Raw genomic sequence first — 13,650 nt, 5'->3', positions numbered from 1 at the left:
GATTACAGATTATAGTGATATCATAGTCGCGCAAGAGAACCGAGGCTGCACAAAGGGTTGAATATGGCAAGCTTAGAAACACTTCTCTCGTTTGTGAATACATGGGAATGCGACGAGAACGACCATTTGAACGTGCAGTTTTACTTCTCCAAATTTGAAGAAGCTGACCGCCAGTTCAGAATGTTGACCGGTTTTAGTGAAACATTGGTTGGAGCACGACGGGTTCGTCATGTGCGTTACCACGCTGAACTGGTCGCCGCATCTTTGATCAAAGTTAAGTCTTACGTCGCTTTTGACGGCCCTCACATGCTCTCTGTTGTGCATGAGATGATCGAAGGTTCCACCGGGGAAATCTGCGCGACTGCGATTGATGGGTACACGCCAAACCCTACTTCTGCCAAGCAATTACGCGCCCGGTTTAAGGACGTTGAGGAGAATATCTCGAAGAACGCTGTTCCTCGTGGCATAACCCCAAGTCCATTTTCCGGCAAGCCGACTGCTGACGATCTGTTCAAGAGCGGCGCGGTGCTTACTGGTCGTGCAACCGTTCTTCCGCGCAACCTTAACGCTGAGAATAAAGCAGAGGATGCATTTGCACTTGCCTGCTTCTCAGATGCTGCGGCCCATATTTGGGAGCGGACTCCGATGAACACTGCTTGGTTGGATGAGAACGAATATGGCCGTGTTGCGCTGGAACAGAAGCTTTCCTGGATCAGCCCGCTGAAGCAGGGTGATATGGGTGAAGTGATCACAACGCTTACTGGCGTTCAGGAAAACACCTTCACAATTCGCCATCACCTTTTTGAAGCGCGGACCAAGCGTCTGGCAGCTGTGTGTGATCAGGTGTCTATCAGCATGGATCTCAACAGCCGCAAAACAGTGCCGCTTACAGAAGATATCCGCACTGCACTGGCAGCTTTACAGAGCCAGTAAGTCACTAAAAACAATATTTTAAGAACCGCCTTCGTTTGAAGGCGGTTTTTTTATGCCCACACTCAGTTCGCTGGCTTATCTGTATCTTCGTTCTGGAAATCGTCTTTCATTTCTTCAACAACGCTGAAAAAACGGCGCATGGCGTTTTCGGTGAATTCAAGCGCATCGTTTAGTTTTTTTTCTTCTTCTTTTCCGAGCCAACCTTCTTCATTGGAAGAGGTAGCAGAGAGTTTGAGGCCGTTACTGGTTTCTTTCGCGGCGTTGTTTGCATTTACGGTCAAGACAGCTAGCACCTCAGAAATTCGCGTAAGCTCTTGTCTTAAATGGCTATTATCGACCTCTAATCGTGTAATTTCATCTTCGTAAGTTTTGATTCCATCGACTGAGGGTTGGCAGATCAGGTGTGCGCCCTTTTTCTCGCACAGGGACACTATCCCCGTTTGAGTATCAAGGCGGATGAGGCCTTTATCCGTTTCCTGCATTTCAAATCTGATGGGAACATCTGGTTCACTTTGTGCGTATACAGCAGACACACCAAGCAGCGCGTTCACCACAAATATCCCACCTACAAGAATTGATCGTTTCACGGTTCTTCCCCATATCCATTTCACATCAATAGCTTACTGCTCAACACCAGTCATTTGGCGTGACTGCAACACAGATTACCAGATCACTGTAGCAGCAATCTGGTAGTGTTGAACCTTATGCTAGAGATGGGAGTATCTAGAGAGTTTGGAAGGGGGCACGTCCACTTATCAACGCATCTTCCAGCAGTTCCAGACGATCTTGTCCCCAAAACGGTTCTGAATTTAGAAGATAAGTTGGAGAGCCAACAACGCCCGCATTTTCTGCCAGATGCGCATTTTCAGCGTAAGCCTCTTGAATCTCTGGGGTTTTCGACGTGGCTACTATTTTTGCAGCATCTAAATCAAGTGATGTCAAAATGTCAGAGATCACTTTTTCCTCTGCTATATCCTGTTCTTTTTTCCAAACAGCCTCGAAGGTTTTTTGGGAATAAGTGCCAGTCGGGCCGCCCTGTTGTTGCAGTGTCACACCGACAGTATCTGCAAGAAGGGTATTTGTCGGGAAATAAGCAGGCTTGTAATTGACTGAAACGCCACGCTTTTCTGACCAGCGTTGCATCTCGATAAAGCGGTAGTGCTGGCGTGCCGGATGGCGCTTGCCCAATGGCAGACCGCCTGTGAGCGGGAATAAGATCCCTAAATTGACCGGGCGATACACCACGGACACATTGTGTTTATCCGCGATCCGCATAAATTCCTGATGCCCGAAAAAGGCCCAAGGCGACAGGTGTGTATAGAAATAATCGATCTGCACAGACATCAGCTTTCCCCACTGCGTTCAATTGCGGCTATCCTCAGGGAAATACTCATTTAATTCAATGGTCAGGTTTTGCAGATCCGTTCACAAAAACGCGCTGTTCGTCTGAACTGCGGGCATAAGGCAAAGTCGGACTTACTTTTTGACTGGAATTTGGCTTGAAAGGTTTTGTGCGTTGGCTTGCGTTGAACGCGTTTTTCCTGAAAGGAAATAGAAAAACTCCCGAACCATCACAGCCGGGAGCTTCAAAACTTCAAAATCTCAGAGGCATTACCAGATCAGGCAGGCTCGTTTATGATGCTTGCGATCTTCCAAAGCCCATCAATGTTGATGAGGAGATAGTGGCAAGTGAAGTCGAATACCGCTTCGCCATCTTCATCTTCCTGTTGCCAGTCGAGACTAACGCTCGCTGTTGAACCGGAGATGTGAGAGGAGACGACCTCGTAGATGGTGGAGGTGACATCATGCTCGCGGAGCACTTCGAGGAGCGCTTCAATATTTTCGCTCAGTTCAACCTTATCATTGAAGACGTGGCCACCATCTTGCTGCCAGACGATACACGGAAACGCAAAGCACTCTGCAATCGCGCTGGTGTCGTAATCCTCATACCCGTCTGCATAGCTATCAAACAACTCGGAGAGCATTAGTTCTGTTTCGTCTTGAACACTCATTTTGACCGCCCCTTTTCCCAGCTTATTGATGTGCCTGCTTTTTTCACGAAGGCAACCTAATTGATCCTATATCGCATATATGCCGTGGATGGGTCTCAGTTTGCCAGTCCTTTTTTCAGAAGGAAACAGATTTCACCGGTATTTTCCGGTTTTTAGGAGGGTTTGTTTATCCCATCACAGAATAAATCTCCTGCATTGGCCCATAATGGCGGAGCAATGCCCGTTTATCCTCCTTCGCGGTAACCTGCTTTATAATGTTCTTGGTTTGCCCCGTTTCTGATTGGCACATGCAATCATTGATGGCACAGTGCGCCAGCTTATTTCTCGTGTTCAGGATTTCCTTGTGGCTTCTATGGCCGACATTCCTCAGCTTCCATCCGTTTTTGAGGATTGGTTTTGTGATCGTGGCTGGGCGCCGCGCGCGCATCAGCTGGAGCTTTTTGAGAAGGTCTCCTCCGGAGCTTCTGCACTTCTGATTGCTCCAACCGGCGGCGGTAAAACTCTGGCTGGCTTTCTGCCAAGTCTGGTTGATCTGCATTTGCGCAAGGAGGGAGACAAGCGAAAGCGCGGTAGCGCGCAAGCCTCTGGCTTTGGTAGTCTTCACACGCTTTACATATCTCCTTTGAAAGCATTGGCGACGGATATTCATCGCAATCTGGAAGTGCCCATTGAGGAGATGGGGCTTTCGATAAAGCTGGAAACGCGAAGCGGCGATACGCCGAGCCACAAAAAACAACGGCAAAAACGCATTCCGCCGGATATCCTAATGACCACGCCTGAGCAGATTTCTCTGCTTTTGTCCGATCAGAACGCAAAGCGCCTCTTCGCTGACTTGCAGTTTGTTATTCTGGATGAGCTGCATGAACTGGTGACCTCCAAGCGGGGGGACATGCTGGCATTGGCGCTGACACGTTTGCGTAAGCTGGCTCCTCATCTGCGCTGTATCGGTCTTTCTGCAACAATTGCGCATCCAAAAGATTTACGGGCCTATCTGGTGGAGCAACCGCTTTCGCAAGACACGCATCTTGCCGAGATTGTGCAAGCCAAAGGCGGTGCGAAACCTCACATCAGTATTTTGGAGACACAAGCGCGGCTGCCGTGGTCTGGTCATTCCTGCCTATATGCCTTGCCGGAGATTTATGAGGAGATCAAAGCGCACACCACCACACTGGTGTTTGTGAATACGCGATCCCAAGCTGAACGGCTGTTTCAAGAACTGTGGCGCATCAATGAGGACACGCTCGCGATCGCGCTTCATCACGGGTCGCTGGATGTAGGGCAGCGGCGTAAAGTTGAAGCCCATATGGCGGCGGGTCAGTTGAAGGCCGTTGTCTGCACGTCTTCACTGGATCTGGGCATTGACTGGGGCGACATTGATCTGGTGATCAACGTGGGCGCGCCTAAAGGGGCGAGCCGTCTGGCGCAGCGCATTGGCCGCGCGAACCACCGTATGAATGAAGCCTCCAAGGCAATTCTTGTTCCCTCCAACCTTTTTGAGGTGTTGGAATGTCAAGCTGCGCTCGAAGCCTCTGAAGCAGGGGAGCAAGATACTCCTCCCCTTCGGGATGGCGGGCTTGATGTTTTGGCGCAGCACATCATGTGTGTGGCCTGCGCTGCTCCGTTTGATCCTGACCGGCTTTATGAAGAAGTCATCAGTTGCCAGACCTATCGCTATTTAGAGTTTGATCTCTTCAGACAAGTTGTCGAATTTGTAGCAACGGGCGGATATGCGCTCAAGGTCTATGACAGATACGCCAAACTTAGGCAGACAAAAGACGGCCTCTATCGGGTCTCCAATCCACAGTTTGCTCAGCAATACCGGTTAAACTCCGGAACCATACTGGATGCAGCTACACTGAAAGTCAGGCAGGTGAAACCGCGCGGGCCAAACACCAAACGCCCATTGGGTTTTGGTGGAAAAATTCTGGGCGAGATTGAAGAATGGTTTATTGAACAGTTGGCCGTCGGCGATACTTTCGTTTTCGCAGGTCAGGTGTTGAAATTTGAGGGCCTGAAAGAGAGCGAGGCCTATGTTTCGCGCAGCTCCTCGAGTGATCCCAAAATTCCCTCCTACCAAGGTGGCAAGTTTCCCCTCAGCACCTATCTGGCAGATGGCGTCCGCACTCTGCTATCTGATAGGCACACATGGCCTTCTTTGCCCGGTCAGGTTCACGATTGGTTAACCATGCAAAGAAAAAAATCACAACTGCCAGAGTACGACCGTCTGTTAGTAGAGACCTTTCCGCGCAACGATAAGCACTATCTGGTGTGTTACCCGTTTGAGGGCAGATTGGCCCACCAAACACTGGGAATGCTTTTGACACGCAGGTTGGAGCGCGCCGGATTACACCCGCTTGGATTTGTGGCCACTGAGTACTCTCTGGCGCTCTGGGGTCTTCGGGATCTGGGGCTTGCCATACAGGCGGGCACACTGCTGCTGGATGATTTATTTGAAGAAGATATGCTGGGTGATGACCTAGACGCATGGCTTGCGGAAAGTAATTTGATGAAGCGCACCTTTAGAAATTGCGCGATGATCTCTGGTCTCGTGGAAAAACGTCACCCCGGCAAAGAAAAAACCGGACGGCAAATAACTATAAATACGGACCTTATTTATAACGTACTACATGACCACGAGCCCGAACACGTGCTTTTACAGGCAACCTGGACCGATGCCTCTACAGGACTCTTGGATATCTCTCGTTTAGGACGCTTTCTTTCTCGTATAGACAAAAGAATCACGCATAGTGCTTTGGAGCGCGTCTCACCATTGGCTGTTCCTGTTCTTCTGGAAATTGGAAAAGAGTCTATATTTGGTAGCGCGACCGACGCGCTGCTGGCAGATGCAGCAGAAGATCTGGTTTTGGAGGCCCAATTTTGAGACCCAACAGTCAGTTGCAGCAACGAGTAGAACCGAGTATTCGCCAACCTATTCCTGTTTGCCACGACTTGTCGCTCGCAAGAGAACTTGTAGGCCTGCATGACAGCGGCGCTATGTGGTGGCCAGAAGAACGGACATTGGTTGTTTCTGATCTCCACCTTGAAAAGGCAGCCAGCATCGCCAAGAGCAAAGGCTTGATGTTGCCGCCTTACGACACTGCCGCAACACTTGAAAAACTCGCCACGCTTGTGGACCTGTTTGATCCACGCCGCGTTATTTGCCTTGGTGACAGCTTCCACGATTGCGACAGCTCAGAACGGATGCCAGCAGCTTACCTTGCCATGCTGACCACCATGCAGCTGGGGCGCGAGTGGATCTGGATTACCGGCAACCATGATCCGAAGATTGCCTGCCATATTCAGGGCGAGCGGTATAACGAGCTTAGCCTCAATTCACTGAACTTTCGCCATGAGCCAAAACAAGGCGTTGAACGCGGAGAGATCTGCGGGCATTTGCATCCTGCCGCCAAAGTGCGCCGGATGGGCCGCACCATTCGCCGGTTCTGTTTTGCAACCAATGGCAATCGGCTCATTCTGCCAGCCTTTGGCGCGTTGACCGGTGGTTTGAATGTGATGGATAAGGCGTTTTCTGACATCTTCGAGGCGCGCCGGTTCTCGGTCTTCATGCTCGGGAACGGGCGTTTGTTCCCCTTCACAGCGTCAAAGCTGCTGGCGGATAAATGAAGTAAGGCGCTCAAACGAGCGCCTTTTGTTTACCGGAATTATATGGATCGCTCGCCGCGACCTCGTGCGCTTCATATGAGAAGCGACAGTCTCTAATCTTTCTTGAAGATCACACCTGCGAGCCAGCCAGTGAACAATGCGAGCATGATGGCGATCAGGCCGTAAATCGCTGGGTGTTGCCGTGACAGGCTGAAAGTGACTTGCTCAAAACCCTTTTTGGCAACTGTGAGCGATTGCTCCTGCTTATCCAGCAGAACATCCCCGCTGAACAGGAAAGTGGTGACCTTGTACTTCCCTGTCGGGATGATAGCAGGCAAGTCAATCTTGGTGGAAAAGAGGGTTGGGCTCAAAAAATCGATAGTCTTGGACATTTGCGAGTAAAGCCCGGCCTTCACGCGAGAGCGCAAAAACGCTTCCTTAAAGGCTTTCCGTTCTGCTGCAGGTGCGCGTGAGCCAAGAGCTGCCAGAGGAAGATTTTCCAAGCCAATGCGGTACTGTTTCAACCAATCCTCTGAGGCGACGTTTCTCAAATCATCCGTTGTGTGAACTGCGTAGAAGCTGGGCACTGCGATGTAGGTTTGTGAGGTCGCGTTGATCCAGAGGCCAACGATACGATCCTTACGCCATGTGGTGACACGCTCTAACGGGCCTTCCACGACCACGACAATATCTTGACCGCCGGAGCGGGAGACAGTCTCTGCGTCTCTAGCAATCTCACCATAGACCAGAATCTGGGTGCCGGTGAAGTTGGAGGTGATCGCCACATTGTTGGAGGATACTGCAGAGACCAACTTTTCAGCGTAGGAAGGTGTTGCTGCAAACAGATAGAGAGAGGAGAGAGCCAGAACGTAGCTCAGGACCTGGATTGGAGACCTCATTTAACCGGCTCCTCAATCACACTGACTGAGTAGAGGTCTGTGGGTTCCACGATGAGATTGTAGGCGAAGCGCAAGCCAACAAGCAGTACCAGCAGACCAAGGCCGAGGCGCAGGTGTTCGCCGCGCATGCCCTGCCCGATCTGAGCGCCAAACTGAGCACCGATCACACCGCCAATCATCAGGGTCAGCGCCAGCACAATATCAACGGATTGCGTGTTAATGGCGTGCAGGAATGTGGCAACAGCCATGGTTCCGAGGATTTGGAACAAGGATGTGCCGATTACGATGTTGGCTGGTACGCGCAGAAGGTAGATGAGTGCCGGCACCATCATGAAACCGCCACCGATGCCCAGAACGGAGCCGAGGAAACCGATGGAACTGCCAATGACGAAGATCGGGATGACACTCACATAGAGCTTGGACCGGCGGAAACGAACTTTAAACGGCAGGCCATGCACCCAGTTGTGCTGTCCGGGTTTGCGCCCGACTGGTTTCTTACCGCTTTTGCGGCGCATGATGGCTTTGACAGACTCGCCAAGCATCAACACACCGATTGTCCCAAGGAAGGTGACGTAGGACAGCGAGATCACCAGATCCAGCTGACCCAGACTTCGCAGGATGCCGAAGAGCCATACGCCTAAGGCCGAGCCGACAATACCGGAGCATAGCAACACTGAGCCGAGTTTGAAATCGATGGCAGATTTGCGCCAGTACGACAAAACACCAGAGCCTGAGGAGGCCACGATCTGTGTTGTGACTGTCGCTACAGACACAGCAGGCGGAATACCGGAGAAGATGAGCAGCGGCGTGAGCAAGAAGCCTCCGCCAATACCGAACAAGCCAGAGAGGAACCCCACGGTTCCGCCCATAGCGAAAATCATGAAGACATTAATCGGTAATTCTGCGATGGGTAAATAGATTTGCAAGATGGCACCGCGGGTAAACACAGATGACCTGACTTGTGCGCCCCGTGTCACCTTTTATCCAACAATATTGTAGAGTGTTAAGCGCCATTCCAGACGCTCTGTCAATCGATGCGGAGCAACAAGTGCAAATCTAACCAGAAATCCCCTAGTAACGTCAAATTAGATGGTCTGGGAGGCCAGTGCCATCAAGAAACGTTTATCAGGTTCACCTGTTGCTGCCATTCCAAGGCGTGCTTGTAAGCTTTTGATCGCACGACGGGTGTTCGGTCCCATCACGCCATCTGGATTACCAGGATCGTACCCCATTGTTAGCAGTGCTTGCTGTAATTTTTTCACCGCTGGCACGTTTGCCTGTGACACTGTGGTTTTTGGGGTACCAGACCACTTGCTGTTGAGCTCAACCTTGTTGCTGATCGGGTCTACAGCCTTAATCTTGAAGTTGGCCACGGACTCTAATGCTTTGGTCAACTCGCGTTTGGTCAGACTGGCCGCCACTTCATTGCGTTTCGTGGCTGCATCTTCATCACCTAGCTCCGCAGCGAGGGCAAACCATTTATAGCTTTCCACTAGGTTCTGCTTCATGCCAAGGCCGCGTGCTGCAAGGATCGCGAGGTTGAACTTGCTGTCTGCAACGCCATAGTCGGCAGCAATGCGGAACCACTTTACGGCTTCATCAAAGTTTGGCGGGCCGTCAATGCCTTCTACATAAAGCACTGCAAGGTTGTGCATGGCTTTGATATTGCCCTGCCCTGCGGCCAGAGAATACCAGTCACGGGCTTTGCCAAGGTCTATTTCCAGACCTCTGCCTTTTTCATAGAAACTGCCAAGACGGTATTGCGCCGGAGCCAGACCCTGAGCCGCTGATTTTCTGTACCATTGCGCAGCCGCATTGAGGTTGGAGGGAACAAGGTTGCCTTCTGTGTAACGACGAGCCACCTCAAACTGAGCTGCAGCATCACCAGAGATTGCTGCCTGACGCAGGTCTGCAGGGCCAATCGCATATGGCAGATCATGAACCGTTGGCGCAACCTGTTGCACTGGAGGCTGCATGACAACCGGCTCAGCCATACTCTGGAAATCTACAGAAGCCATCTGTTGCGGCGGGGTACCTGCTGTGCTGGTCGCTGATCCAGTTGCGATCTGGTTCGTTTCAATCGCGGTGTTGATCGAAGCAGTTCTGTCGGCAGGCTTAATCTGAGTTGCCTTGCCAAATACAATATCTTTGGTTGGTTCAGATGGCGCGGATGTGGTTCCGGTCTGCCAAATGCTCGTGGAACTCACCGGACTCGGCAGTTCCGTTTCAGGCCGGGCTAAGGATGCACGGCTCACAACATCAGGTGCGACCACTGCATCCACACCGCCGCTGAGCAAGGAGGAATTGTCCTTACCCGGCATAACGGAATTTGGCGCCATGATGCTTGGTTTTACATCAGCGCCTGCAGTGTCAACGCTGTCTGAGCTGGAGAAGATACCAGAGTTGAAAGCCTGCAACGTGCCAATGGTCAGTAAGAGAGCAGCAGCTGCCAGCATAATCGCACGGCGGCGATTGGTTGCGCTTTCTTTCGTCCTGCTCGTTTTATCAATTCCCTCATCACCCACTTCAACTGAACCGGCGGAAAGGTTGATTGGCTCTTTCACAAGTGTGTCGGTAGCGACAACCATATCTTCAGCGCTGAGAACGACAGGTTCTTCGACAATCTGTAACTGGCTCAGAACCTTTTCTGTAGCCGCTGCTTTTTTGGAGCGTAGTTTTTCAGGAACTTCAACATTTTCAGTGCGAGTTGGGCTGATATAATCGCGAAGACGACGCGCGCGCTCTGGCGCTTTGCTGTTGCCGTTTGCAGGCGCGGTGCCTTCTTTCTTTGCCTCTTTTGCTTCCTTAGCCGCAGCTTTTGCTGCGCGGCGAGCAGCGGCAATGAAATCGGCTTTCCGATTGCGCGGCTCGTTCGCTTCACTCAAGTTTACAAGGCCAGCAGCGGCATTTGCTTTTTTGCCTTTGGTAAAGGCACCCAAAATGCTACCGATCTGGTTATCGCCAACAAGCTTTTGGTGTTCCTGAGAAATTTCAGTATCACCAATTGCGTTGCGGATGCTTTCCAGATTTTCCAGGCGATTGGAGATCGTGCCCAGAACATCGCGCACATCCTGCAATGCATGATGATCGGTGTCTTTTTTCTGGCCAGATGCTTCCAGAAGAGACTGTAAATCAAGACGCAGAGCAGAGATCGCAGCTTCAACAGCTTCGCCTTGATGGTCGGTATTGCCCAGAGCAAGTTTATCGGTTGCTGCTTTGACAGCATCCTGTGCGATCTGTTGCGCTTTGCCCACCATGTCCGTGTGCAGGCCTTTGATTTCCTGCTCAATGGAGCCAACGCTGTTTTCCAGATTGCCCAATGACCCGAAGTGAGACTGCGAGGCATCCAGCTGTTGTGAGAGAGCGACGATCTGTTGTTCCAGGCGGTCGATTTCGACATCCGAGGTCAGACCAGACGGTTTGGAGATGGTTGAGGCAAGTTCGTGCAGCTGTGCTTCGATATCTCCAGACGTTGCAAGAGCCCCAATGTGGCCGCGCAACTCAGAAATTTCGGCTCGGACTATGGACAGAGCTTTGTCTGAAGATCCACTTGATGAACCGTTCTCCACCATTTGAGTGAGAGACATCACGCGCTGTTCCAAACGAGCCAGCGCTGCGCTTTCATTCTCGTTCAAAGCGACTTCAAATGGGGCATCTGCCAAGCGGCCTTCGATGCCATCCACTTTGACGCAAAGGTGGTCGAGGCGCCCTTCTATGGAATTGAATGCCTGATCAAACCCAGCTGTAGGCTCTGGTGTCTTCTCCATCCGGTCAAGCTGAACGCCAATGGTGGACAAGCGCTCTTCCAGCCGGTTCAGCTGATCATTACCACCGGTGTTTTCGTGGCCCTCAGCCAAAATGTTGGAGATAGAGTCCAGACGGCCATGAAGGCGGTCCATGGTCTCGCCATCCGGCATGCGGGTTTCAACATTGCTCAAACGGGATTGGATGTCGCGCTGGATTGCAGAAAAATGGTCCAGTTCATCCATACGGGCGGTCAGGAAGCGGATGCGCTGATCCACATCATGGATCATGCGGCCCGAATCCAGCCGATCGATCACTTTTCTAAGCTGCGAAATTTCATCACGCACCACTTCAAGACCAGCGGCGCCGGAGCGATGCAGAACATCTTCCAGGCGATCTCCCATGGAGGACAAGCGGTTTTCCAGTGACGTTAACTGATCGACACGCGGTAACTGGCGGATCTGCGCTTCCACATCAGCCATGCGGTCGGTCAGGCTTTCAAAGATGCCCGGATCAACATTCTTGTCCGCAAGGTCCTGCAGACGGGTTTGAATGGATTCATGCGCCAGACCCAGCGCTTTGAGGCCGTCTTCAATATCAGTGCTGGACAGGGATGAGCGCATCAATTCCAGTTCATGACGCAATTCCTTCAAAAGACGGCCATTGCCCTCTTCATCGCGCAGACGACCGATAATTTCTGAGAGCTGCGTGCGATTATCGGAGGTTCGCTCCATCATATCATCACGCAGGCTGTTCATCTGCGTTTCCATGCCATCTTGCAGCTGCTCAAAGCGCTCTTCGTCTGGCTCGCGCAATGTATCAATTTGCCCGGCCAGCTGCTTGAAGTGGCCGTTAATCATGGTGTTCAGCTCAGCAATTGGAGCTGCGGTATCTTGCTGCATTGGCGCAGCTGGTTCCTGAGGCGACCGTTGGTTAACACCATGTGGTGCAGGGACGCGGTTAAACTGCGGATCGGCCTGTGTCACCGGCGGATAAGGATATGCCTGATGCTGCGTTTGTTGCGGTGCAGAAGCAGCTTCAAACCCATACTGAGGCATCTTCGGTTGAGAAACGTTTTTCTCAACAATTTCAGCAGGTGCATGAGCAGAACTGGTCGGAACACCTTTCCCTTTTTCATTCTCATTATGAGCAAGGGAATTGAGGCGATCATCCAGTGCATTGAGCGCATCCAGAACAGAACTGATGCGCTTCACACGTGTGTTCTCACCGGTTTTTGCAGCTACATCCGCTTTCAACGCAGGTTCTGGCGCAAAATGGCGAACAGCCTCCTGCGGCGCTGGCTCTGACGTAAACACAGCTTGGCGCGACATTGGCTCCGCATATGGCCGCGTTGACGGCTCCGCATATGGCGGTGTTGGCTGTGGCTGTGCATAAGCGTTGTAGTGTGGTTCACGAGAAACCGGCTGTTGTGCTTGACCTCGCGCAAACGGTGGGCGCGGATGTGATAATGGATCTCGAGAAACACCAGCTCGCGCATAGAGGCCCTGATCCATTGCAGGATCATAACGATCTTCATAAGTGTTCGGGCTTGCAGAATGATCCAGACCAGAGCGCAAGTCGGATCGGTGCCAAGGATCTCGTTGAGTATCGCGTGACGGAAAATTCGGGCCCTGAGGTGCGTGCTGCTGCGGCGCATGGTGGTGGCCAGCAGGCGCTGCATAAGTTCGAGGGTGTCTGTTCTGGTCTGCATTCATCAAACGGCCCAGAGCCTGCGCAACCTCGTTCATGGCCTCTTCAGGGGTATTTGGGCGTTGCATCCCATATTGACCGTGATCCGGCGCGGCAGGCCTCTCAGCGTATTGCTCACCTGAATACGGTTGATCAGAATAGGAAGCGTGGGTCGCATGCCGTGCTCTTGCAGGATTTTGTTGCGCCATTCCACATTCCTCCAACCACTTAGCGTGGTCTGCATCCAGCCCTTCTTCAAAGGACGTGTCTGTAGCGGATTTTCCAAATTCTGGTTTATTCCAAGACATGCCTGTAGGGCCCCATAAACTGCCCGGTCCATCTCAAAGGTCTCAGCTCACTTGATCCGCCGCAGCTTTAAAAAGCATGGCGATAACTTTACGCCGTTCAGGAATTGATCAAGAAGCGAATCACTTTGCGGTTTGGACCGCTCTCATAACTCGTGGGACCATTTTTTTACTCGTTAGGGTAAATAGCGGGTTAATAACTCAAATTCTGCGTGTAGAGCTCTTAACGATTGTGAGTTCATGTTGAAAATTACGGCGTATCCATCAAATTTTAGGGGTTCTGGAACAAACTCATGAAAATTATTCGTGTTCAGATCCAAGAGAACTCAAGTTTGGTGCTCCGCTTTCGCTAGACCTGGGCGATCTTGCCACTGTATAAACTTCGTAGAAATTGCGCAGTGCATTATTTAGCGCGCACTTATATACAACAGCCGCATTTTGCAGGCAGTGTTGCACAAACAAAGA

The 13,650-nt window shown here is 51.5% G+C and carries 9 protein-coding genes; 3 read left to right on the top strand and 6 right to left on the bottom strand.

Translation table 11 applies throughout. The features are described from left to right. The first annotated feature begins 63 nt into the window (after positions 1-63). A complete protein-coding gene (locus BLS62_RS07900) occupies positions 64-933 on the top strand; it encodes an acyl-CoA thioesterase (RefSeq protein WP_093179057.1) in 870 nt (289 codons plus the stop codon). 62 nt (positions 934-995) lie between these two features. On the opposite strand, the gene BLS62_RS07895 is transcribed toward BLS62_RS07900, so the two are convergent. The 3 genes from BLS62_RS07895 to BLS62_RS07885 form a co-directional block, all read right to left on the bottom strand. After that, positions 996-1,520: a hypothetical protein gene (locus tag BLS62_RS07895; RefSeq protein ID WP_208990740.1), complete on the bottom strand. Its 525-nt coding sequence runs from the start codon at positions 1,518-1,520 to the stop codon at positions 996-998. A gap of 136 nt (positions 1,521-1,656) precedes the next feature. Then, entirely contained in the window at positions 1,657-2,277 is a 621-nt protein-coding gene (locus BLS62_RS07890) for a 2-hydroxychromene-2-carboxylate isomerase (protein ID WP_093179054.1), read from the bottom strand. Positions 2,278-2,552: 275 nt separating this feature from the next. Then, positions 2,553-2,945 (bottom strand): DUF4440 domain-containing protein, encoded by a 393-nt coding sequence (locus BLS62_RS07885; protein WP_093179051.1) that lies wholly within the window; start codon positions 2,943-2,945, stop codon positions 2,553-2,555. A gap of 352 nt (positions 2,946-3,297) precedes the next feature. On the opposite strand from BLS62_RS07885, the gene BLS62_RS07880 reads away from it, so the two are divergent. Both BLS62_RS07880 and pdeM read left to right on the top strand, forming a co-directional pair. After that, positions 3,298-5,826, top strand: a complete 2,529-nt coding sequence (locus BLS62_RS07880; protein WP_093179048.1) for a ligase-associated DNA damage response DEXH box helicase — start codon at positions 3,298-3,300, stop codon at positions 5,824-5,826. A gap of 38 nt (positions 5,827-5,864) precedes the next feature. After that, a complete protein-coding gene (gene pdeM, locus BLS62_RS07875; protein ID WP_280141885.1) occupies positions 5,865-6,569 on the top strand; it encodes a ligase-associated DNA damage response endonuclease PdeM in 705 nt (234 codons plus the stop codon). 92 nt (positions 6,570-6,661) lie between these two features. On the opposite strand, the gene BLS62_RS07870 is transcribed toward pdeM, so the two are convergent. The 3 genes from BLS62_RS07870 to BLS62_RS07860 all read right to left on the bottom strand — a co-directional run bounded on the left by BLS62_RS07870 (position 6,662) and on the right by BLS62_RS07860 (position 13,188). Next, on the bottom strand, positions 6,662-7,447 hold the full coding sequence (locus tag BLS62_RS07870; RefSeq protein WP_093179045.1) for a TIGR02186 family protein: 786 nt from the start codon (positions 7,445-7,447) through the stop codon (positions 6,662-6,664). Beyond that, entirely contained in the window at positions 7,444-8,373 is a 930-nt protein-coding gene (locus BLS62_RS07865) for a sulfite exporter TauE/SafE family protein (RefSeq protein WP_093188613.1), read from the bottom strand. Before BLS62_RS07865 ends, BLS62_RS07870 begins: the two co-directional genes overlap by 4 nt. A gap of 159 nt (positions 8,374-8,532) precedes the next feature. Further along, positions 8,533-13,188: a peptidoglycan-binding protein gene (locus BLS62_RS07860; protein WP_093179042.1), complete on the bottom strand. Its 4,656-nt coding sequence runs from the start codon at positions 13,186-13,188 to the stop codon at positions 8,533-8,535. Between the last annotated feature and the right edge of the window lie 462 nt (positions 13,189-13,650).

Source organism: Pseudovibrio sp. Tun.PSC04-5.I4, from assembly GCF_900104145.1.
Taxonomy (GTDB): domain Bacteria; phylum Pseudomonadota; class Alphaproteobacteria; order Rhizobiales; family Stappiaceae; genus Pseudovibrio.
This window is presented reverse-complemented; position numbering and strand designations above follow the sequence as displayed.